General features: G+C 70.8%; 16 protein-coding genes. 8 read left to right on the top strand and 8 right to left on the bottom strand.

What is annotated here, in order from left to right:
* The first annotated feature begins 8 nt into the window (after nt 1–8).
* Nucleotides 9–917 carry an SDR family NAD(P)-dependent oxidoreductase gene (locus AB5J53_RS21625; protein ID WP_369247316.1) on the top strand — a complete coding sequence of 303 codons (909 nt, stop codon included), beginning with the start codon at nt 9–11 and terminating at the stop codon, nt 915–917.
* Nucleotides 918–964: 47 nt separating this feature from the next.
* On the top strand, nt 965–1,705 hold the full coding sequence (locus AB5J53_RS21620) for a TetR/AcrR family transcriptional regulator (protein WP_369247315.1): 741 nt from the start codon (nt 965–967) through the stop codon (nt 1,703–1,705).
* 136 nt (nt 1,706–1,841) lie between these two features.
* On the opposite strand, the gene AB5J53_RS21615 is transcribed toward AB5J53_RS21620, so the two are convergent.
* Nucleotides 1,842–2,975, bottom strand: a complete 1,134-nt coding sequence (locus AB5J53_RS21615; RefSeq protein WP_369247314.1) for a glutathione-independent formaldehyde dehydrogenase — start codon at nt 2,973–2,975, stop codon at nt 1,842–1,844.
* A gap of 178 nt (nt 2,976–3,153) precedes the next feature.
* Between AB5J53_RS21615 and AB5J53_RS21610 the strand changes: the two genes are divergently transcribed.
* Nucleotides 3,154–3,345 (top strand): hypothetical protein, encoded by a 192-nt coding sequence (locus AB5J53_RS21610; protein WP_369247313.1) that lies wholly within the window; start codon nt 3,154–3,156, stop codon nt 3,343–3,345.
* A 148-nt stretch (nt 3,346–3,493) separates the two neighbouring features.
* On the opposite strand, the gene AB5J53_RS21605 is transcribed toward AB5J53_RS21610, so the two are convergent.
* Nucleotides 3,494–5,029, bottom strand: coding sequence for a CehA/McbA family metallohydrolase (locus tag AB5J53_RS21605; protein ID WP_369247312.1), 1,536 nt, complete (start codon nt 5,027–5,029; stop codon nt 3,494–3,496).
* Between the two features lie 357 nt (nt 5,030–5,386).
* Here AB5J53_RS21605 and AB5J53_RS21600 point away from each other — a divergent pair, with 357 nt between their 5' ends.
* The gene (locus tag AB5J53_RS21600; RefSeq protein ID WP_369247311.1) at nt 5,387–7,972 is read left to right on the top strand and encodes a bifunctional FO biosynthesis protein CofGH; all 2,586 of its coding nucleotides are present in this window, start codon (nt 5,387–5,389) and stop codon (nt 7,970–7,972) included.
* 28 nt (nt 7,973–8,000) lie between these two features.
* Here the strand turns inward: AB5J53_RS21600 and AB5J53_RS21595 are convergent, their stop codons facing one another.
* Nucleotides 8,001–8,504 carry a DUF2165 domain-containing protein gene (locus AB5J53_RS21595; protein WP_369247310.1) on the bottom strand — a complete coding sequence of 168 codons (504 nt, stop codon included), beginning with the start codon at nt 8,502–8,504 and terminating at the stop codon, nt 8,001–8,003.
* A 119-nt stretch (nt 8,505–8,623) separates the two neighbouring features.
* On the opposite strand from AB5J53_RS21595, the gene AB5J53_RS21590 reads away from it, so the two are divergent.
* Both AB5J53_RS21590 and AB5J53_RS21585 read left to right on the top strand, forming a co-directional pair.
* Nucleotides 8,624–11,941, top strand: a complete 3,318-nt coding sequence (locus AB5J53_RS21590; RefSeq protein WP_369252372.1) for a tetratricopeptide repeat protein — start codon at nt 8,624–8,626, stop codon at nt 11,939–11,941.
* 134 nt (nt 11,942–12,075) lie between these two features.
* The gene (locus tag AB5J53_RS21585; RefSeq protein WP_369247309.1) at nt 12,076–13,191 is read left to right on the top strand and encodes an ADP-ribosylglycohydrolase family protein; all 1,116 of its coding nucleotides are present in this window, start codon (nt 12,076–12,078) and stop codon (nt 13,189–13,191) included.
* A 92-nt stretch (nt 13,192–13,283) separates the two neighbouring features.
* Here AB5J53_RS21585 and AB5J53_RS21580 read toward each other — a convergent pair whose 3' ends face one another.
* Together AB5J53_RS21580 and AB5J53_RS21575 are read right to left on the bottom strand one after the other, a co-directional pair.
* Nucleotides 13,284–14,852, bottom strand: a complete 1,569-nt coding sequence (locus AB5J53_RS21580) for a sodium:solute symporter family protein (protein WP_369247308.1) — start codon at nt 14,850–14,852, stop codon at nt 13,284–13,286.
* A gap of 386 nt (nt 14,853–15,238) precedes the next feature.
* On the bottom strand, nt 15,239–16,024 hold the full coding sequence (locus tag AB5J53_RS21575) for an SDR family oxidoreductase (protein WP_369247307.1): 786 nt from the start codon (nt 16,022–16,024) through the stop codon (nt 15,239–15,241).
* Nucleotides 16,025–16,105: 81 nt separating this feature from the next.
* On the opposite strand from AB5J53_RS21575, the gene AB5J53_RS21570 reads away from it, so the two are divergent.
* A complete protein-coding gene (locus tag AB5J53_RS21570; RefSeq protein ID WP_369247306.1) occupies nt 16,106–16,945 on the top strand; it encodes a hypothetical protein in 840 nt (279 codons plus the stop codon).
* A 278-nt stretch (nt 16,946–17,223) separates the two neighbouring features.
* Here AB5J53_RS21570 and AB5J53_RS21565 read toward each other — a convergent pair whose 3' ends face one another.
* The 3 genes from AB5J53_RS21565 to AB5J53_RS21555 all read right to left on the bottom strand — a co-directional run bounded on the left by AB5J53_RS21565 (nt 17,224) and on the right by AB5J53_RS21555 (nt 19,649).
* A complete protein-coding gene (locus tag AB5J53_RS21565) occupies nt 17,224–17,421 on the bottom strand; it encodes a DUF397 domain-containing protein (protein WP_369247305.1) in 198 nt (65 codons plus the stop codon).
* Between the two features lie 260 nt (nt 17,422–17,681).
* On the bottom strand, nt 17,682–18,539 hold the full coding sequence (locus tag AB5J53_RS21560; protein WP_369247304.1) for a helix-turn-helix domain-containing protein: 858 nt from the start codon (nt 18,537–18,539) through the stop codon (nt 17,682–17,684).
* Between the two features lie 354 nt (nt 18,540–18,893).
* Nucleotides 18,894–19,649, bottom strand: a complete 756-nt coding sequence (locus AB5J53_RS21555; RefSeq protein ID WP_369247303.1) for a GPP34 family phosphoprotein — start codon at nt 19,647–19,649, stop codon at nt 18,894–18,896.
* Between the two features lie 220 nt (nt 19,650–19,869).
* Between AB5J53_RS21555 and AB5J53_RS21550 the strand changes: the two genes are divergently transcribed.
* Entirely contained in the window at nt 19,870–22,875 is a 3,006-nt protein-coding gene (locus AB5J53_RS21550; protein ID WP_369247302.1) for a serine hydrolase, read from the top strand.
* Nucleotides 22,876–22,985 lie beyond the last annotated feature (110 nt).

The raw sequence follows: 22,985 nt of genomic DNA, 5'->3' as shown, positions 1-22,985 counted from the left end.
GTTCAACCATGTCTGTCACAGGCAAGACGATCCTCATCACCGGCGCCGGTTCCGGCTTCGGTGCCCTGTCCGCCCGCACACTCGCCCACGCCGGGCACACGGTCTACGCGGCGATGCGCGACACGGCGGGCCGTAACGCGTCCCGGGTCGCGGAGGCCGAGGCGTACGCCGCCGAGCACGGAGTGGAACTGCGTACGGTCGAACTGGACGTCCTCTCCCAGGAGTCGGCGAACGCCGCCGTCGACACCGTGCTGGCGCAGACGGGCTCGCTGGACGTCGTCGTCCACAACGCGGGCCACATGGTGACCGGCCCGACCGAGGCCTTCACCCCCGAGGAACTGGCCGCGGTCTACGACACCAACGTGCTCGGCACCCAGCGAGTCAACCGAGCCGCGCTGCCGCACCTGCGCGCGCGGCGGCACGGCCTGGTGCTGTGGGTCGGCTCCACGTCCAGCAGGGGCGGCACGCCGCCGTACCTCGCGCCGTACTTCGCCGCCAAGGCCGCGATGGACGCGCTCGCCGTGTCGTACGCCGCCGAGCTGGCCCGCTTCGACATCGAGACGACCATCGTGGTGCCGGGCGCCTTCACCTCCGGCACGAACCACTTCGCCACGGGCGGTCACCCCTCCGAACAAACCGTGATCCCGGCGTACGAGGAGCGCTACGCGGGCCTGATGGACCAGGTCGCCCAGCGCCTGGCGGCCCTCGCGCCCGCCGACGCGGACGTGTCCCTCGTGGCCGACGCGATCGTCGAGGTCGTCGACACCCCGCACGGGAAGCGGCCCTTCCGGGTCCACGTCGACCCGGCGAACGACGGCTCCGAGGAGGTCAGCCGGGTCGCGGACCGCATCCGGGCGGAATTCCTGACGAGGATCGGCCTGGAGGACCTCCTCGCCCCGCACGAGACGGCCGTATGACCAGCAGCGGTATGGCCAGGCACAGGACCAGCCGTATGACCAGCCGCATGACCTCGGATAGCGTCGCTCCCGTGAGTACGAAGGCGCGGATTCTCGAAGTGGCGGCCGCCCTGGTCGCAGAGTCCCCGAACGGGGACGTCTCGACCCGGGCGGTCTGCGAGGCCGCCGGGGTCGGTGCCCCGGCGCTCTACCGCCACTTCGGGGACAAGGAGGGCCTGCTGTCGGCCGTCGTCGACCACGGCTGGGAGAAGTACCTGGCCACGAAGCGCGAACGCCGCCCCGGCACGGACCCGGTCCAGGACCTGCGCGACGGCTGGGACACCCACACCGAGTTCGCCCTCCAGAACCCCAACCTCTACCGCCTCATGAACTCCCCGGCCATGCGCACACCGCCGGCCGCGGCCCTGGAGTCCCACCAGATCCTCACCGCGGACCTCCAACGGGCCGCAGAACAGGGCAAGTTGTGCCTCGCCCCGGAACTGGCCGCCCAGATCATCATGTCCGCCAACGTCGGCGTCGCCCTGATGCTGGTCTCCCGCCCGGCGACCTTCACCGACAGGACGGTCTCCCGCCGGGTACGGGACGCCGTACATGCGGTGGTCTTCACTCCGGACGTGACGGAATCCCGTACGCCGTCCACGGCCACGCCGGCCGAAACCGGCGTCCCCGCCACAGCGACCCAGCTCGGCGCCCTCCTCCGCCAGGCCCCCAGCCCGGCCTTCACTCCCGCCGAGGGCGCCCTGCTCTCCGAGTGGCTGGACCGGCTCTCGAACACGGCGCCCGAGTAGGGCAGGGGTTCCGGATGGCTGTGGGAGCCGCCCGCTTCCACCCACCGGTGCCCCGGCCCACCAGGGCGTCGGCCGCCGGGCCCGCACGGCCGTGCCCCCGCCGGGGCGAGGGCACGGCCGCAGTGACTTACCGGTCCTACGGGTGCAGCACCACCTTGGTGTAGCCCTCGATGCGCTTGTCGAACTTGTCGTAGCCCGACGGCGCCTGATCCAGGGGCAGTTCGTGGGAGACGACGAAGCTGGGCTTCGCCCTGCCCTCGATGATCATGTCTCGCAGGTAACGGTTGTAGCGCTTCACGTTGCACTGTCCCGTACCCAGCCGCAGGCCCTTCTCGAAGAGCTTGCCGATCGAGACGAGGAGCATGCCGTGTTTGGCCTGATCGTCCGGGCCGCCGGGGTCGGACGGGACGTAGAGGCCTGGTATGCCGAGCGCTCCAGTGGCCCGGACCGTGCCGACGAGCGAGTTCAGGACGGTCGCCGGTTCCTCGCGGTCCGTGCCGTGCGCCATCGCCTGGTAGCCGACGGCGTCGACGCCCTTGTCCGTGCCGATGCCCTCGGTCTGCTCCTTGATCTGCTCGACCGGGTCGCCCTCGGCGAAGTTGATCGGAACCGCGCCTATCTCCTCGGCCTTCTGCAGCCGCTCGGGGACCCGGTCCACCACGAACACCTTCTTCGCACCGCGGAGCAGAGCCGAGTAGGCGGCCATGAGGCCGACGGGCCCTCCTCCGTACACCGCGACGCTCTCGCCAGGGCGGACCTGGGCGAGTTCGCAGCCGTGGTAGCCAGTGGGGAAGATGTCGGCGAGCAATATGAAATCGCTCTCGTGCTCGTTTCCCTCCGGCAGCTTCAGGCAGTTGAAGTCGGCGTAGGGAACGCGCAGATATTCGGCCTGGCCACCCTTCCAGGGCCCCATGGCGACATAGCCGTAAGCTCCGCCCGCGAAGCCGGGATTGACGGTCAGACAGAATCCGGTGAATCGCTCGACGCAGTTGGTGCAGAAACCGCAGGCGACATTGAAGGGCATGACCACACGGTCGCCCTCCTTGAGCCCGGTGACGCCCTGGCCGAGTTCCTCGACGATTCCCATGTTCTCGTGGCCGAAGACAATGCCGGGCTCCGCAGCGGTGCGGCCCTCGTACATGTGCAGATCGGAGCCGCATATCGCGGTGGAAGTGACCCGTACGATCACATCGTTCGGATGCTGGATGCTGGGCTTTTCAACTTCTTCGACCGCAACGGTGAACGGTCCTTTGTAAACGACGGCCTTCATGGCTGCCACCTCCGCTCGGTGACGCACGTGCTCTATTCGCCACGCTCCCCGCCCCACTTTTGCCGCGTGACCTATCTCTCATGATTCTCCGGCCTGCTCGATAGGACAACCCGGTAATCTCAGGTTGAATAAACAGCCATCGCCGTACCGAGGAATTCCCGGAGAGGGAGGGCGTAACGTGCCAGCACAGCGACTGGGAACCCTGCTTGTCCCCGTACCAGGGCTCTCCGGTACCACTTACCCGCCAGGGACGACCGTGACTGTCCGCGGTCGAGGCGCGACTGTCGACGCATTCGTCAACGGCGACTGGCTTCCTTTGTCGTGGTGGGAGTTCTCCGACGGCCTCCGCGAGGACATCGCCGACCGCTGACACCTCCTGCGCCGCCATGGCTCCGCATCGGAAGCCGTGCGACCTCACTCCTTGCCCGAACCCGCGGACGCCGGAAGCCCGAGCGCCCGCCCACCGTCCGCGGCCGCTCGGCCGACCGGGCGTGGGGGCGAGACGCCGCGCTCGAGTTCTACTCCTGCTCCCCGGGCGTCCCCAGGAAAATCGGATTCGTGAACGCCGCCAACGCGCCCGGCAGCGGCCCCACCGCCACCTCGTGGCGCAGTTCCGCGCGTACGTACGCCGCGTACGCCGCCGTCGTCTGCCACTCGGCCGTGCCTGAGCCGGAGACCGGCACTGGCGCGCTCGTGAACAGGACGCCCTGGTCGGTGACGAAGCGGATCGTGCAGCGGGGGACGCCGGTGGCCTCCAGGCGGATGGTGACCGGGGTGTCCTTGTCCACGCGGAGGCGTTCGCCGATGCCCGCGTGTTCGCCCTTGGGGCCGGATGCCGTGAAGGTGAGGGAGACCAGCTTCGACTCGGCCACGTAGGAGCGGCCCGCGCGGATGCCGGCCTGGATGGCCTCGCGGGTCAGGTCGTCGGCGAGGACGACCGTCTGAGGGGTGCCGACCGGGTCGGGATCGCGGTGCGCGTCGCTGTTGCCCATCGCCGGGATCCAGTCGTGGCCGGAGCGCACGGCGGCGACCAGCGTGTTGTCCCACTCGGCGAGGGACACCTCGTCGTCGGGGGTGAACGGGCCGTTCCACACCTCGACCGCGTCCGCCTCCCCGAAGCCGAACTTCCAGCCGCAGCCGATGCAGGTGGCGTGCGGGTGGGCGGGGACGACCAGGCCCCCGGCGCGGCGGATCTGGCGCGCGTACTTGCCGAAGCGGTTGTCGCGGGCCCGGTAGCGCCAGTCGACGAAGGTGCCGGGGTCCGTGCCGAGGGCCACCACGTGGCCGTTCCGCGTCGTGACCTCCTCGCCGAGCATGATCAGGAGGTCGTCGCCCGCCTGGTCCGCCCAGTGCGCGTGCGAGGAGTGGGTGTTGTGCTCGGAGGTGTTGATGAAGTCCAGCCCTGCCGCGCGGGCCAGCGCCGCGATCTCGGCGGGGGTGCGGCGGCCGTCCGAGTACCAGGAGTGCAGATGGCAGTCGCCGCGGTACCAGTCGCGGCCGCGGCCCTTCGCCCGCGAGGGCGGGTACGTCGGCTGCGCGACGACACCGGGCTCCCCGTAGGTGAGTGTGATCGTGATCTCGTACGGCAGTCCCTGCGGCGCCACCGTGTACGGGCCCAGCGCGATGTGCCAGGTGCCGGGGCGGATCGGGCCGGGGAGGTAGCCGGGGGTCGCGTCGTCGCCGCGGAGGAAGAACTCCGTGCGCGCCCCGCCCGACCAGCCGCGGAAGCCCCGGCCGCCCAGCTCGGTGCCGCGCTCGTCGAAGATGCCGATGTCGAGGGCGTTGCCCATGGTGCCGGCCGGCACGGACGGCTTCTCGTAGGTGTACGCGACCTTGATCTCCCGTACGCCGTGCGGGACTTCGACCGGGAGGTACACGAAGTCCGGCGACCCGACGGGAAGGGTGCCGCGTACCGTCTTCGTCTCTTGGTTGCTTGCCGCTTCGGCTGCGGGGCCGTTGGAGAAGCTCACGCTTCCCAACGTAAGCGCGACGGCGGCACCCGTCACGAACAGGGCGCGTCTGGCCATCCCGTTTCCGTGGTCGTCCTCGCACATGCTGCTGCTCCCAGGTGTTGAGCGTGACAGTGACATGACATGGTCGGGGGAGGATGTGACACGTACAACCCTGGTATTCGGCCGTGAACGCCGGTGCACGGGAAGGGAATCGGCGGCTTGCGCGGAACCGGCGGCTTGCACGGGACCGGCGGCTTGCACGGGACCGGCGGCCGCGGCTCACGCTGAACCCGCGGCTGCGGTTTGTGCCTTGTGCGGAGGCCCGACTGCTCCTCCCCGCCGCGACGCGCTGCCGGACCGGCTCACCCGGTACCAGTACCACTGTGTAACGATCCGCCGGGTGCGAGGAATACGACCACGCCTTGGAACGCCTGATCAACGCGATCGTATGCTCGAAGGATGACGACTTCCGCGACTCCCGGAACCGGGCCGACGGCGAACTCCATGCGACGCGCGCTCAAGCGTGCGCGGGACGGCGTCGCGCTCGACGTCACCGAGGCGGCGGTGCTGTTGCAGGCGCGCGGCGCGGACCTCGACGACCTCGCCGCGTCCGCCGCCCGGGTGCGGGACGCGGGACTCGAGGCGGCGGGCCGCGCCGGCGTCATCACGTACTCGAAGAGCGTCTTCATCCCGCTGACCCGGCTCTGCCGGGACAAGTGCCACTACTGCACCTTCGTCACGGTCCCCGGCAAGCTGCGCCGGGCGGGCCACGGGATGTTCATGTCCCCCGACGAAGTCCTCGACATCGCCCGCCGGGGGTCCGAACTCGGCTGCAAGGAAGCTCTGATCACCCTCGGCGACAAGCCCGAGGACCGCTGGCCCGAAGCCCGCGAGTGGCTGGACGCGCACGGGTACGACGACACGATCGCTTACGTACGGGCCATCTCCATCCGCATCCTGGAGGAGACGGGGCTGCTTCCTCACCTCAACCCCGGCGTGATGTCGTGGACCGACTTCCAGCGGCTCAAGCCCGTCGCGCCGAGCATGGGCATGATGCTGGAGACCACGGCCACCCGGTTGTGGTCCGAGCCGGGCGGGCCGCACTACGGGTCGCCCGACAAGGAGCCCGCTGTACGGCTGCGGGTTCTCGAGGACGCGGGCCGTTCCTCCGTCCCGTTCACCAGCGGCCTGCTGATCGGGATCGGCGAGACGTACGAGGAGCGCGCCGAGTCCCTCTTCGCGCTCCGCCGCGTGTCGCGGTCGTACCACGGCATCCAGGAACTCATCATCCAGAACTTCCGCGCCAAGCCGGACACCGCGATGCGCGGGATGCCGGACGCGGAGCTGGACGAGCTGGTGGCCACGGTCGCGGTGGCGCGGCACATCATGGGCCCGGCGGCCTGCCTCCAGGCGCCGCCGAACCTGGTCGACAGTGAGTACGGGCGGCTCATCGGCGCGGGCATCGACGACTGGGGCGGGGTCTCGCCGCTGACCATCGACCACGTGAACCCGGAGCGGCCCTGGCCGCAGATCGAGCTGCTCACCTCGGAGTCGGCCGCCGCGGGCTTCGAACTGCGCGAACGGCTCTGCGTCTACCCCGAGTTCGTGCAGCGCGGCGAGCCCTGGCTGGACCCGCGGCTGCTGCCGCACGTGCGCGCGCTGGCGGACCCCGAGACGGGCCTCGCCCGCGAGGACGCGGTGGTCGAGGGGCACCCCTGGCAGGAGCCGGAGGAGGCCTTCACCTCCTCCGGCCGCACCGACCTGCACGTGTCGATCGACACCGAGGGCCGCACCGGCGACCGCCGGGAGGACTTCGACGCCGTCTACGGCGACTGGGAGGCGCTCCGCGAGGCCGCGGCGCCCGGGATGGTGCCCTCCCGCATCGACACGGACGTACGCGCGGCGCTCGCGACGGCCGCCGACGACCCCACGCGGCTGACCGACGACGAGGCGCTCGCGCTGCTGCACGCCGACGGCCCGGCGCTCGACGCGCTCTGCCGGATCGCGGACGACGTCCGCAAGTCGGCGGTCGGCGACGACGTCACGTACATCGTCACGAGGAACATCAACTTCACGAACGTCTGCTACACCGGCTGCCGTTTCTGCGCCTTCGCCCAGCGCCGCACGGACGCGGACGCCTACACGCTGTCGCTTGAGCAGGTGGCGGACCGTGCCGCCCAGGCCTGGGACGTCGGCGCGGTCGAGGTCTGCATGCAGGGCGGCATCCACCCCGACCTGCCCGGCACCGCCTACTTCGACATCGCGAAGGCGGTGAAATCCAGGGTTCCCGGCATGCACGTGCACGCCTTCTCCCCGATGGAGGTGGTGAACGGCGCGACCCGCACCGGCCTGTCGATCCGCGAGTGGCTGACCGCCGCGAAGGAGGCCGGCCTGGACACGATCCCGGGCACGGCGGCGGAGATCCTCGACGACGAGGTGCGCTGGGTCCTGACGAAGGGCAAGCTGCCCGCGGCCACGTGGATCGAGGTCGTCACGACCGCCCACGAACTGGGCATCCGCTCCTCCTCCACCATGATGTACGGGCATGTGGACCAGCCCCGCCACTGGCTCGGCCACTTCCGCACGCTCTCCCGCATCCAGCAACAGACCGGCGGCTTCACCGAGTTCGTGACCCTCCCCTTCATCCACACCAACGCCCCGGTCTACCTGGCCGGCATCGCGCGCCCGGGCCCGACGACCCGCGACAACCGCGCGGTCGTGGCGATGGCCCGCCTTCTGCTGCACCCGCACATCCCCAACATCCAGACCAGCTGGGTGAAGTTGGGGAGCGAAGGCGCGGCGGAGATGCTCCGCTCGGGCGCGAACGACCTGGGCGGCACCCTCATGGAGGAGACCATCTCCCGCATGGCGGGCTCGTCGTACGGCTCCTACAAGTCCGTCAAGGACCTGATCGCGGTGGCCGAGGCGGCGGGACGCCCGGCGAAGCCGCGGACGACGTTGTACGGGGAAGTGCCGCAGGAGCGGCAGCGGGCGGCCGCGGCTTCGGACGGCCATCTGCCGGAGTTGCTGCCGGTGCTCGAGTGAGGAACGGCGGGCACGAGGGCGGCCCTGGTCAAGCAGCGGATCCGGTCTGTCCGAACGGCAGGTGGACGACCAGCAGCACGACCCCGCTCAGCAGGAACACCCGGGTCGCCGCCTCCAGCCCGTTCCAGTCCTGCGACTGCCACATCGAGAACCACTCACCGCCGATGGCGATGAACCCGGCGCCGAACAGCAGCATGACCATCAGCAGACCGTAAGTGGAGATCCGCCGGGCGCGGGGGTGGTCGCGACGGGCCCAGAGCCAGGTCCCGTAGACGAGGACGAGGGCGGCGATGGCCTCCCAGGCGATGATGGCGATGTAGGCCGCGTCCTGAAGGCCCTTGCTCGTGACGGCCCGCCACATCAGGTCGTCGTCCTTGAAGGTGGTGTCCATCGCGAGGACATGCCGCACGAACTGCTGGTTGGTGCCGAAGTCCGTGATGTTCCCGAAGGCGACGAGGGCGATGTAGAGGGCGACGGTGCCGGTGAGGAGGGTGGCGGTGAGGGGGAGGGTGCGTGAGGTGGGGGTGGCCATGCCGGTCTCTTTCCCCGTGCTGTCCGGTACAGCCCACGCACATTCGGCCAGAATGAAGACGCGCGAGGTCTGAGGCGGGCGGACGAGGGGACGTACGAGTGGCACAGGCGCGGCTGTCGATGCAGGAGCTGATCCGGCAGCGCAGACGTGCCGGGTTCGTGGGCCGGGGCGCGGAACGGGCCGCGTTCCGCGCGAACTTCGACCTCCGGCCCGAGGACGAGCGGCACCGGTTCCTGTTCCATGTGCACGGCAACGCCGGGGTCGGAAAGACCTTCCTCGTAAGGGAGTTGGAGCAGGTCGCGCAGGAACGCGGGGCGCTCACCGCGTACGTCGACGAAGGCGTCGGCAGCGTGCCCGAAGCGATGGCGGCTGTCAGCGCGCAGTTCGCCCGGCGGGGGCTCCGGTTCAAGGAGCTGGACCGGCTGCTGGCCGCGCATCGGGAGCGGCGCCACGAGGCGGAGTCGACGGTCGTGGAGACGCTGGAGCCGCAGCCGTCGCCGGCGAGCATGACCGCCGCCCGGGCCAGTCTGGTCGGGCTGGGCCTGGTGCCTGTCGTCGGCCCGTTCGCGGGGGCCCTCGACGCGGCCCAACTCGCGTACGGCGCGGACCGGTTACGTGCCGGGCTCAGCGCCCGATTCCGCAACCAGGACGACGTCCAGCTCGTCCTGTCGCCCGAGCGCGTACTCACGCCGGTGCTGCTCGGCGAGCTGGCGAAGGCCGCCGACGACGCCCCCTGGCTCGTGTTGTTCTTCGACACGTACGAGCGGACCGGCCCCTTCCTGGACGGCTGGCTGCACGAGGTGATGACGACCGACCGGCACGGCGCGCTGCCCGCGAACGTCGTGGTCGTCACGGCCGGGCAGCGGCCCTTCGACACCGCCCGCTGGGGCGGCTTCGCGGACTTCGTGACGGACGTGCCCCTGGAGCCCTTCACGGAGGCCGAGGCGCGGGGGCTGCTCGCCGACAAGGGCGTGGTGGCGGAGCCGGTCGTCGAGGAGGTGCTGCGGCTCACCGGCGGCCTCCCCGTCCTCGTGTCGACGCTCGCCGAGTCCCGGCCCGGCGACCCCGACGACGTCGGCGACCCGAGCGCGACGGCCGTGGAACGCTTCCTCAAGTGGGAGCGGGACCCGGTACGCCGGTCCGCCGCGCTGGCCTGCGCCCTGCCCCGCCGCCTGGACGCGGACGTCTTCCGGGCCGCCGTGGACTGCCCGGACGCCGAGGCCGACGCCCTGTTCGCCTGGCTGCGCGGGCTCCCCTTCGTCAGCGACCGCGGTGACCGCCTCCAGTACCACGACGTCGTACGCGCCCCGATGCTGCGCCTGCAACGCAGGCGCTCCCCACGCGGCTGGTCCGAACGGCACTCCCGCCTCGCGGAGACCTTCGCCGGGTGGCGGAGCGAGGCCGAAGCGGGTCTGGCCGAGGACGAGTTGTGGGGCGACGAGGGGTGGCGCGAGCTGCGGCTCGCGGAGGCGTACCACTTGCTGTGCGCGGGGGCGCGGAGCGCGCTGCCGGTCGTCCTGCGTGATGTCGTCGACGCCTGCGGCGAGGGCGATGCCGTGGCCCGGCGGTGGGCGCGGGTGCTCGTCGAGGCGGGCGTGGACGCGGACGCGGTGACCGTGGAGAAGTGGGGACGCGACCTGCTGGAGGAGTTGGAGGACGGCAACCACGAGACGCTCGGGCTGCTGCTGAACCGGGGCGGCCTCGACGCGCGCGGACAGGCCGTCGCCCGGATGCTGCGCGGGCTCGGCCACCGTGTGGACCGCGACTTCGAGCGGGCGCTCGCCGAGTACGAGGCGGCCCTCGCCCTCGATCCGGAACTGGAGCGGGCGTACTACGGGCGCGGTGTCACGCGCGCCGAACAGCGCGACTACGAGGGCGCCATCGCCGATCTGGACCGCGCGGACGCGCTCAGGCCGGGCAAGGCGCGGATCCTGTTCGTCCGCGGTGACTACCACCGGATCGCGGGCCACTACGAGCAGGCCGACGACGACCTGGACCGCGCCGTCGCGATCGACCCCGAACTCGCGGGTGCCTGGGCCTCCCGGGGTGTCACCCGGCACAGCATGGGCCGCCCCGCCGCCGCCCTCGCCGACCTCGACCGGGCGCTCGAACTCGACCCGGAGCACATCTGGGCGCTCGTGCGGCGCGCCCGGGTGCGGCGTTCCCTCGGGCAGCACGACGAGCAACTCGCCGATCTGCACACGGCGGTCGAGCTGGCCCCGGACCTCGCCTGGGTGGCCTGCGAGCGGGGCGACGCGCTGCGGGTGGCGGGCCGCGACGAGGAGGCTCTCGTCGACTACGACCGGGCGCTCGCGCTCAACGACGCGTACGCGTCGGCGTACGCGAGCCGAGGTGTCTCCCGCACCAGGCTCGGCCGCCACGAGGAGGCGCTCGCGGATCTGGACCGCGCCCTGGAGCTCTACCCCTCCTACGCCTGGGCGCTCGTCCAGCGGTCCGCGGTGCACCGCCGGCTCGTCGCCCACGAGCGGTCGTACGCCGATGCCGAGCGGGCCGCGGAGCTGTGGCCCGACAACGCGTGGGTGCTGTGGAACCGGGGTGAGGCGTTGCGCTGTCTCGGCCGCTTCGAGGAAGCCCGCACCGACCTGGACCGGGCGCTCGAACTCGACCCGGACAACGCGTGGACGAACGGCTGCCGGGGCGCCGTCCTGCACGAACTGCGCCTGTTCCACGAGGCGTTGGCCGACCTGAACCGGGCCGTCGCCCTCGACCCGGACGGGAGCTGGTACCGGATGCGGCGGATCATCACCCTGCTGGCGGTGGGCCGTCCGGAGGACGCTCTGGCCGGTCTGGAGCAGTACGTCGGCAGGTGGGACGAGGCCGACGACCTGGCCTGGGCGCACCACACGCTCGCCCGGCTCCATCTGCTGTGCGGCCGCGCCGCGGAGGCGAAGGACGCGCTGACCGCCGCCTTCGCACACGGCCTCCAGGAGCCTGCTGGGCTCGAGGAGCTGGCGCGCGCGGAGCGCAAGTCCGGGGAGTGGGCGAAGGCGCGGCGCACGGCCGAGCGGATGCGCGCGCGGCACACGGCGGGCGGCACGTTCTGTCTCGCGATGACGGTCGGCGGCGACGAGGGGGCGGCCGCCGCCCGGCCGCTGTGGCAGGCGGCCGCCGAGCCGGCCTCCGGCTGGGAGCCGACCAGCGGCGTCTCCGACTTCCTGTACGCCGTGATCGACGCGGGCCTGGCGGACTGGCCCGCCCTCGACGACCGGCTCACCCGGCTGCTCTCCGAGCCCCGCGAGTGGGTCGACATGGCCTGGCTGGCCGATCTGCTCGGCGAGCTCATGGAGAGTCCCGGCACGGACCGGGGCAGCCTCGCGCCCCGGCTGGAACGCGTGAGGGAGGCACGGGACGCCATCCGGGCGCGCTACGCGGAGGGACACGGGACGGAAGGAGGTGTGACCGGAAGAGGTGACTGAACGACGTCAATAAGTGATCTGTCGGGATCTGGTGGGTCACATTGCGCATACCGTTCCGGGCCCAGAACCGGCCGTTCCCGTTCGATTACAGTGCTGAGCTGTCGGACGTACGGACGGTTCCTGGGGAGGTCTCGGTGGGTGCGACAGCCGGTGCCGTCTGGGGCCGTGCCGAACAGCAGGACTTCCGGAGCAGGGTGCGTGGGACGCTGCTGGGCGCGGCCGTCGGCGACGCCCTGGGCGCGCCGGTCGACGGGCTCGGCCTGGCGGAGATCCGGGAGGCCTACGGCGCGGAGGGCCTCACCGACCTGGCCTTCGGACACGGCAGACGCGGCGCCGTCACCCACCTCACCCAGCTCACGCTGTTCAGCGTCGACGGGCTGATCCGCGCCCAGGTGCGCCGTGACACCGGCGCCTGGCATCCGCCTACCGATCTGCACCGGGCCTACCGCCGCTGGGCGGCCACCCAGAGCGACTGGGGGCCCGACGAGCGCCGCAAGGACGACGGCTGGCTGGCCCGCGAGGAGTGGCTGTACGCCCGCCGCGACCCGGCCCGCTCCTGTCTGCTCGGCTTCGGCGACGAGACGATGGGCACGCTGGACGCGCCCAAGAACCCCGGCGAGCTCGGGCCCGAGGCCGCCGCGCGCTCCGCGCCCTTCGGGCTGCTCGTCGGCTGGGAGCCGCAGCTCGTGGTGCAGCTCGCCGTCGAGTGCGCCGCGCAGACGCACGGGCACCCCACGGCGTATCTGTCGGCGGGGGCATACGCCGTGATCGTGCACGCGCTGGCCCGCGGCGAGAGCCTCGACGCGGCCGTGCAGCGGGCCCTCGGGATGCTCGCCGCGCGGCCGGGGCACGAGCCCGTCACCGACGCGCTCCAGCACGCCCTGGGCGCCGTGCGGCAGGGGATGCCGTCGCCGGGACGGGTCGAGGAGCTCGTCGGGGACGGTACGGCGGCGGGGTTGCTGGCCGTCGCGGTGTACTGCGCGCTGGTCGGCGAGGACATCCGGCACGGGTTGTGTCTCGCGGTGAACCAGGGCGGGCCCTCGGGGGTGGCGGGCGCCCTCACCGGGGGGCTGCTGGGCGCCCTGCACGGCGAGACGGCCCTTCCACCGGCCTGGCTGGCCGAGCTGGAGGGCCGTCCCACGATGCTGGTTCTCGCGGACGACTTCGCGATGGAGATGACGCAGGGGCCCGCGTTGCATGGACCCGGGGGGTCGTCCCCGGGGTGGCTGGCCAGGTATCCGCGGGGGTGAGGGCAGGCTTTTCGCCCGTTCCCCGCACCCCTTCAGGGGCGCGGGGAACTGCGCGAAAAGCCCCCACCGGTCCGCGGCCGAAAGGCAGCCGCTCAGTCCTTGACCGGGGTCGCCACCCCGTCCGGCGCCCCCGCCGGCGCGGGAACGGCCGCGGCGGCCGCCCCGTCGTCATCCGTGTTGATCTTCTCGATGATCGCGTCCCTCTCAGGCGTGTCCTCGGGCTTCAGGAAGCCGATGAGGATGTACAGCACGAGGGAGATGGCCATCGGGAGGGAGACCTGGTACTCCAGCTTCACGTCTGTGCGCTGGGAGAAGTCCAGGTTGTAGTTGACGAAGAAGAACGCGAGCAGACCGCAGGCCCAGCTGGTGAGCGCCGCCGTCGGACCGGACTTACGGAACGGTCGGAGCAGGCCGAGGATGAACGGGATCGCGATCGGGCCCATCAGCCCCGCCACCCACTTGATGACGACCGTGATGATGTCCTTGAAGGTGGGGGAGTTGACCTGCGTGGCCACCGCCATGGAGAAGCCGAGGAAGGCGACGGTGGTGACGCGGCCCGCGATCAGCCCGGCCCGCGTGTCCCACGCCCGCGCGGCCCTCGACAGCACCGGCATCACGTCCCGGGTGAACACGGCGGCGATCGCGTTCGCGTCGGACGAGCACATGGCCATCGTGTGCGAGAAGAACCCGACGACGACCAGGCCCAACAGACCGTGGGGGAGGAGCTGTTCGGTCATCAGGCCGTACGCGTCCGACCCGTCCGGCTTCTTCGCCGTGACGAGGAGCGGCGACAGCCACATGGGGATGAAGAGGATCACCGGCCACACGAACCACAGCCCGGCGGACAGGAACGCCGAGCGCGTGGCCTGCTTGGCACTGCCCGTCGCCATGTAGCGCTGGGCCTGGTTCCACATGCCGCCGTTGTACTCGAACAGCTTGATGAACAGGTACGCGATGAAGAACACCGTCAGATACGGACCCGCGAAACCGTCCGCGTGACCGTCCAGCTTCGGCGAGTCGAGGGCCTTGGACAGGCCGCCCTGGTCGGAGATCTTGTTCAGCGCGATGACCAGCATCGAGACACCGGCCAGCAACTGGATGACGAACTGCCCGAGTTCGGTCAGCGCGTCGGCCCACAGGCCGCCGATCGTGCAGTACACGGCCGTGATGCCACCGGTGATGATGATGCCCTGGGTGAGGGTGACGCCGGTGAACACGGTGAGCAGGGTGGAGATCGCGGCCCACTTCGCACCGACGTCCACGATCTTCAGCAGGATGCCGGACCAGGCGAGAGCCTGCTGCGTCGGCACGTTGTAGCGGTCCTTCAGATATTCGAGGGGCGAGGCGACGTGCAGCCGTGAGCGCAGCCGGTTGAGCCGGGGCGCGAAGGCCTTGGCGCCGATGGCGACGCCGATGGCGATGGGCAGCGCCCAGGTGACGTACGACGTGATGCCGTAGGTGTACGCGATGCCGGCGTACCCGGTGAACATCACCGCGCTGTAGCCCGACATGTGGTGCGAGATGCCGGACAGCCACCAGGGCATCTTGCCGCCCGCGGTGAAGAAGTCGCTGACATCGTCCACACGCTTGTGGGACCAGACACCGATCGCGGTCATGACGCCGAAGTACGCGACCAGGACGGCCCAGTCGAGACCGTTCATGTGCCCCCTCCAGGGGTCCGCCTTGTGAACCTGCAGATACCGGACGGCACTTCGCCAGTACGCACATGGGCGGCGCCCCCGTGCGGGAGCGGGGACTTCGGGGATTGAACCGCTGGTTCGACCAGCCGGTCAAGACCTCTCGCGGTCACAGATATGAACACAGATCAGAAAGCAGAACGATTTTGCCTCTACTTTACCCGTAGGCCTGTTGTCGTGCTCGTGACGTGGAACACACCATGAGCGGGCACTTCGTCAGCAGGACATCGACACGACGACGGCCAGGACGACCGGCAACGGTCGGCAGGGCGGTCGGCAGGACGACAGAGACGACGGACGTACGGGATGCGGGTCCCGTGCGGCTGGGAAGGGAGCCGCGACGGCCGTACCTACCGCATGAGTTCGCCGGCGTTCACGAGCAGCGACTGCCCCGTGATCGCGCGCGCCCGGTCGGACGCCAGGAACACCGCGGCGTCCGCCACATCCCCGTCCGTGGCCAGCTCGGGCAGGGCCATCCGCTCGGTGAGCCGGGCCAGTACGTCCGCCTCCGGCAGGCCCTCGGTGTGCGCCGTGAACTGGACATACGCCTCGACGGGCGGGCCCCACATCCACCCCGGCAGCACGGTGTTGACCCGTATCCGATGCGGGCCGAGCTCCCTCGCCAGGGAGTACATCGCGCTCGTCAGGGCACCCTTCGACGCCGCGTACGCCGCTTGCCGCACCTGGCTCGGCGCGGCCACCGACGACTGTGTGCCGATGATGACGACCGAGCCGCCGCGCGACTTGAGCGCGGGCAGACAGGCGCGGGTCATCCGCAGGGTGCCGAGCAGGTTCACGTCGATGACCGACTGCCAGGTGGCGAAGTCGGCGTCCTCCAGGCCGCCGAAGTAGCTGTCCCAGGCGGCGACATGGACGACGGCGTCGATCCGCCCGAACCGCTCGGTCGCGAGTGCGGCCAGTGCCTCGCACTGCCCCTCGTCCGTGATGTCCGTCGCCCGGTAGGCCGTGTGCGCGCCATCCGGATCGAGTTCGGCCGCCGACTTGGCGAGGTTCGCCTCCGTGCGCGCCCCGAGCACCGCGTTGCCCCCGTCGCGCACCACGGCCGCCGCGACCTGATGGCCGAGACCGGCCCCGACCCCCGACACGACGACGGTCCTGCCCGCGAGCTGTGACATCACAAGCCTCCCCGGCTCTGGCGCATTGTCTGACGGAGCGTCAGAGTATGGGCGTCCGGCGGAAGAAGGAAGGGGATCGTCATGTCGGAGGAGACCCGCAGCGAGACGTACGCCGAACTGGCCGCCCTCGGCCCGTACGGCGTCCACCCGGGCCACGCCCTGATCACCATGGTCGAACCGCATCCGGGCCACGAGTACGCGTACAACCGCTGGTACGAGGACGACCACTACTACGCCGGCGCGATGGCCATGCCCTGGATGTACGCGGGCCGTCGATGGGTTGCGACCCGCGACCTCCAACTCCTGCGCTACCCCGAGAAGTCGGCGGTCGCCCAGCCGGTCACCGCCGGCTGCTACATCTCCACGTACTGGGTCACCGACGGCCGCTACGACGACCACATGAAGTGGACCGTCGGCATCAACAAGCGGCTCAACCGTGACGGCCGCGTCTACCAGGACCGTACGCACGTCTTCACGGCCTTCCAGGACCACGAGGCCACCGTCTACCGGGACGGGGCCGCCGGCCCCCGCGACTTCCACGCCCTCGACCACCCGTACGCGGGCCTGGTGGTGGAGGTCGTCGACGCGGAATCCGCCGCGCAGCGCGCCGAGTTGCTGGAATGGCTGCGCTCCCGCCACCTGCCGAAACGCCTCACGGGCTCACCCGCCGCCATGGTCACCGTCTTCCGCCCGACCCCCCTCCCCGGCGACCGCATGACGTACGTCAAGCAGGTCGAGGGCGTGGACACCCGGCTGACCCTGCTGTGGTTCCTGGAGGCGGATCCGCGGGAGTGCTGGGAGGAGTACTTCGCGGGGCTGGATACGGCGGTGAGTGAGGTGGGACTGGGGAGGGTCGAGCTGGTGGCGCCGTTCATTCCGACGGTGCCGGGAACGGACCGGTACGTGGATCGCTTGCGCTGAACCGACGGCGCCCTACAGCGAGTGAGCCGAAGGGGCGCGCCTGTGTCGAGAGGCCATGGGGGTCCCCCCGCTCGAGCGAAGCCGAGAGTGGGGGAGCGCGGAGGCCCGACGAAGGAGGGTCGAGCACGATCGCCGTCTCGACACAGGCTTCTGCGCCCCGGAGGCGAACCGAGCTTCAAAAAAAGGGGAGCGCCCCCTCGGCCGGGACGGCGGGCCAGTCGAGAGGGCTCTGTACGTGATGCGTATGAAGTTGTGTGTGGTCATGTGTCAGATGAGGCCTAAGCTCCCCGGCTCACCTCTGCCACGAAGGCGTTCCACGCGTCCGCGGGAAAGGCCAGCGTCGGGCCGTGGGGGACCTTGGAGTCCCGTACGGCCATCGCAGTGAGAACCGGGGACTTGACCTCGACGCAGGCGCCGTTGCCGGTGGAGTAGGAAGACTTGGTCCACGTGTCGGTGGCGCCCTGCTGAATTGCCATGTTCGCTCCAGTAGCGAGTTGTTGAGTTGCTGTCACCGCACTGCTGGTTCGTCCGGAACCCGCTGCTCGGTTTGCGCCAACGTTGTTGTTCGGTGGCGTGATCGACGCTACTCGCCAACATCGGCTGACGAAGCGACTATTCACTCGACTGGATGGCATATTCCATGGGGTCTTCCGCACTGGCGTGGCGAAGGTGTATTGTCCGGCACCTTCCCGGCGGGACTGCCGTCATGCGCCTCGGCGGGACCGTCGTCCCGGCCTCAGCGCGCGTACTCCTTCGCGATGTCGGCGATGAACTGACGCGACTGGTCCACGTTCAGGGCCTGTGCCCGCAGATGCTCGTACATCACGCTGTACTTCTGGACGTCGTTCGCCTTCTCCAGGTACAGGTCGCTGGTGACGCCCTCGATGTAGACGACGCTGGAGTCGGCCGCGTCGGGGAATTCGAGGATCGCGTACTGGCCGTTCAGCCCCGGGTGCGCCCCCATGTCGAAGGGGATCACCTGCACGGTGACGTGCGGCAGTTGGGACTGCTCGACGAGGTGTTCCAGCTGGTCGCGCATGAGGGAGCGGTTGCCGACGGTCCGGCGCAGGGCGGCCTCGTCGAGGACGGTCCACAGACGCAGCGGGTTGTCAGGGGCGGAGATTCGTTCCTGCCGCTTGAGCCGTACCTGGACCCGCTTGTCGATGTCGCCGGGCGCGGTCTCCGGCAGGGCGCCCGCGATCAGGGCCTCGGCGTACGGCCGGGTCTGCAGGAGGCCGGGGACGACCTGGGGGTCGTAGACGCGAAGTGACGCGGCGTCGGTCTCGAGCCCGATGTAGACGCTGTACGGGATGTCGCCGAAGGAATGCCACCAGCCCTGCTGGCGCGAGTCCTTGGCCATCTGCATCAGCGAGTCGACGATCCGGTGGTCGTCGACCTCGTAGACCCCGCACAGATCGCGGACGTCGCGCTGGCTGATACTGCGCCGTCCGTTCTCCAATCGGCTGATCTTCGACTGGGAGACCAGCAGCCGCTCGGCGACCTCTTCGGCCGTCATGCCCTTGAGCTCGCGGAGCCGACGCAGCTCCTGGCCCAGCCGGCGCCGCCGGACGGTGGGATTGACATTGGACGCCACGGGACGTGCACCTCCGGCTGCGGGCCTCAACTTTGCGTATCTGCTGTTGAGCAGACTGCCACCAAGGTGCTTTCTACCGCTGGGAAACAGCGGATATGCGCTGGGTAGGCGCCAGTTCGGGGACCGGCGTGTATATGCGGCCGCCCCGGCCTGCGTCGAGGCTCGCGCGGATGCGGCCGCGCGGGGCGATGGGGCCGTGTCGTCGTCCGGACGTACGGCCTCATCGCCCCGCGCGAGCCAGCGGCTCCCGAACCGGGTCTTGGGGACTGCGGTGCGGCGCTGAGGTGCTGGCGGTGCTGGTCATGCCGGCGGTGCTGGTACTGCGTGTGGTGCCGGGTGCCGTGGGACTGCGGCTCAGTGAGCCACGGCGCGCGCCATGGAACCGCGGCGCGGTTGCATCGGAACACCGCGGGCGGGTTCCGGTGCGGTCCTGACTCCGGCAGTGGCCGGACGGCCTGCCGGTGCCGGGCTGCGGCGTGGCTGTGCGGCCACACCGTTCTGAACGTCCATGACCGCGTGGGCCACGAGGCCGCCCATGGGGTCGTGCCTGATCAGGTCCCGCAGCCGGGAGCGGGACGAACGTCCCTCATTACCCGGATACAGGTGCTTGCCGAGTCCGACCGCATGGGCCAGCGCGGCGAGCGCCGCGGTCCGCGGGTCCGGCGGGACGCCGGTGCGGATCGCACTGTCCAGCCGGGACCTGATCTCCCGGCTGATCGCCGTGTCCGTCGCTTGGTAGCGAGTCGTCGGCAGCACCCCGCACATCTGGCCGGCCACGGCATGCACCATGCCGCACCTCTCCAGATGCGAGAGGTAGGTCTGGCGAAGTCCCAGTCGGGGTCCGCCAATCCAGTTCACAGCGCGTACGGGTGCTCCGCGTCGGCGAAGCAGTTCCAACGCACAGTCCAGTGTTGGATCTCCAGTCGGCCGTGGTGCCACCACGGCGATACGATCCCCGTCTGGGGCTATCCGTCCGGCCAGCGCCAGCTCCACTAGCTGTGCTCCGGCCAGACCTAGGTCGAGCGACTGCGGCTGCGCGGTGGTACCCGTGGTCGGGTCCAACGCCAGCAGCAGAAGCTCCTCCGGAAGTGTTCTGCGGCTCCTGCCCATCCATGCCTCCCCGCGTGGATGAATGACAGGGTGACCCCTCTCACATTGGTCTGTCGAGGGTGCGTGACCGGAATGTAGTGGAACCAGTAGGTATGTCGTTCTCGTCTACCGCAGGGGTTAAGCCCTCACACAGGACACTGGTACATGGTTCGGACAGCGGTGTCCGGGCGGCGGTTGCAGGGTTTGACGGTTCGGTTGGCGCACGGAGGGCGTGTGCCGCATGGAGGAGGCATCGGTGGCGGGCGAGTCCCCCGACAGGTCGAAGCAGCACGAGTCGTCGGCGTCGTCGGCAGAACCGACGCCGGGGACCCCGGGCGCGGTTCCGGGTCCGGCGCGAGGTGCCGCGTCGGCCTCGACCCCGGCCCCGGCTGCGGCCGACCCCCGCATGGCGGTGGCCCGCGAGCGGGCGGCCACGGTACGGGTGGATCAGGCTACGGCGGTGTTCTCCACGAAGGCCTTGGCGGCGGCCGAGCGGGGCGACTCCGCCGAGTCCGGCGAGAAGGTCTCCGACGGCGACTCCCGACTGCGGGCGGCCGTGGCCGCGTGGGTGGCCGGCGCGGACGGGGACGACTCCCCGGCGGCCGGGGAGTCCGGCCGCGACGACCGGGACTCCGACGCGGAGCGCTCCGCGAATTCCGAGGGCTCCGACGCGACCGCTGGCGACGCCGAACCGACCGATGCCGTCGACGATGAGGGCGACGCGGCGGCGGCCGACGAGGACTCGGCGCGCGATGCGGGGGACTCCCGTGCGGAGGACTCCGACGCGGCTGCCGACGGCGCGGCGGCGTCGGCCGGGTCCATGTCGGCCCCCGAGGCGGACAGCGACTCGGACGCGTCCGACGAGGCGTCAGCTCCGGACGCCGAAGCGGTCGAGGGGCGGGACTCCGCCGTCGGCGAGGCTTCCGTCGCCGATGAGTCCGGGGGCGAGGCCGGGACCGCGGGCGGTTCTGCGGCTGGGGCCGGTTCCGCGCCTGCCTCCGGCGAGGCTTCCGTTGCCGGCGAGACCGGGGACAAGGCCGGGACCGAGGGCGGATCTGCGGCCGGGGCCGGCTCTGCGTCTGTGTCCGGTTCCGCTTCCGCTTCCGCTTCTGGCGAGGCTTCCGTTGCCGGCGAGTCCGGGGGCGAGGCCGGGACCGCGGGCGGTTCTGCGGCCGACGCCGGTTCCGCGTCTGCCTCCGGCGAGGCTTCCGTTGCCGACGAGACCGGGGGCAAGGCCGAGACCGCGACCGGTCCCGCGGGCAACGTCGGCTCCGGCTCCGCGGCCGCCGCTGGTTCCGTCGTCGGCGAGTCCGAGGGCAAGGCCGAGACCGCCACCGGTTCTGCAACCGACGCCGGCTCCGCGCCCGCTTCTGGTGCCGCGTCCGCCTCCGGCGAGGCTTCCGTTGCCGGCGAGACCGGGGGCAAGGCCGAGACCGCGACCGGTTCTGCGGCCGGGGCCGCGCGCACCGCGGACTCCGGTTCCGCGTCCGCCTCCGTCGACGCGCCCGAGCCCAAGTCCGGCGACGACACCTCGGACAAGGACGCAACCCCCCGCTCGAAGGGCACCGCAGCGGCGTCCCCGAAGGACTCTCCGAAGGCCACCTCGACGGACGCCAAGGACTCCACCGCCCCCGAGCCCCCGGTCGACCAGCCCACCGCCATCTTCAAGGCTCCCCGGCTCCCGGCCGTGGACCAGCCCACCACCATGCTCAAGTTGGGCGGCGGCACCAAGCCGGCCACCGAAAAGCCGGCGGCCAAGCCCGAGTCCGACGCCGAGCGCACCAGCAAGTTCATCGCCCTCAAGCCCCTCGACGAACCGGGCGCCCCGGCGAAGCCGAAGACCCCGCCCGCCCCGCCCAGGCCGACGCCGCCCCCCGTGGACAAGCCGGCGGCAGCCACCGCCGCGCTCCCGCAGGTCGGTCCCGAGCGCACCACCCAGCAGCCGCTGCCGCCGAAGCCCCCGCTGGACCTGCTGGCCGAGCTGACGAATACGCCGCCGCCCCCGCAGACCCCGGTCCGGACGATCGTGCGGCGGGTCAAGATCTGGACCCCACTGGTCCTGCTGCTCGCGGTGATCTTTGCAGTCGTACAGGCCGTACGCCCGCTCCCGACCCCCGCGCTCGCGCTCACCGCCGACGAGACCTACACCTTCGAGGGCGGCAAGCTCGACCTGCCCTGGCCGGGGCAGGGGCAGTCGGCGATCGAGGTCGAGGGCGTCGGCAGCCTCGGCACGGAGGGCAAGCAGACGCCCGCCCCCATCGCGAGCGTCGCCAAGATCATGACGGCGTACGTCATCCTTCAGGAGCACCCGCTGAAGGGGAACGAGGGCGGCGAGAAGATCACCGTCGACCAGCAGGCCGAGGACGAGTCGAAGCTGCCGGACGAGTCGACGGCGGCCATGTCGAAGGGGCAGCAGTTCACGGAGCGCGAGATGCTCCAGATGCTGATGATCCCGTCCGGCAACAACGCGGCGCGGCTGCTGGCCCGTTGGGACTCCGACAACGAGACCTTCGTCGGCAAGATGAACGCCGCGGCGAAGAAGCTCGGCATGACGAAGTCGACGTACACGGACCCGAGCGGTCTGCAGAAGACGACGGTGAGCACCGCCACCGACCAGCTCAAGCTGGCCGAGGCGGTCATGCAGAACGAGGTGTTCCGCAGCATCGTCTCGATGGCCAGCGCGAAGATCCCCGGCCTCGACAAGCCCATCTACAACAACAACGACCTGCTGGTGAAGCAGGTCGGCGTGATCGGCCTGAAGACCGGTTCGTCGACGCCCGCGGGCGGCAACCTGGTGTGGGCGGCGACCAAGACCGTGAACGGCAAGACGCAGACGGTCTACGGCGCGGTCCTCGGCCAGAACGCCGGCACGGGCAAGGTCTGGGACAGCCTCCAGCTGGCGCTGACCAACAGCCAGAAGCTGATCGACAAGGTCCAGCAGAGCCTGACCTCCGCCACGGTGGTGAAGAAGGGCGACGTCGTCGGCTACGTGGACGACCAGCTCGGCGGGCAGACCCCGGTCGTCGCCACCAAGAACATGTCGGCGGTCGGCTGGCCCGGTCTGAAGACGAAGCTGTCGATCGGTACCGAGGACGGCACAACGGTCCCGCACTCCGGCAAGGCCGGCACGGTCGTCGGCCAACTGACCGTCGGCGACGGTTCCCGTCACGCCGTGACGATCCCCGTCGCGCTCCGGTCGGACCTCGCCGAGCCCGGCCTCGGCGCCAAGCTGACCCGCGTCAGCTGAACGGACGTACGCACCGGTGACGTACCGCGGCACGCACCGGTGACGTACGCCGGGTACGAAGCAACGCACCGAACCCCGTCGGCGGAGACCCACCCGGGCGCTCCCCGACG

The sequence above is a fragment of the Streptomyces sp. R41 genome, assembly GCF_041053055.1.
GTDB lineage: Bacteria > Actinomycetota > Actinomycetes > Streptomycetales > Streptomycetaceae > Streptomyces.
This window is presented reverse-complemented; position numbering and strand designations above follow the sequence as displayed.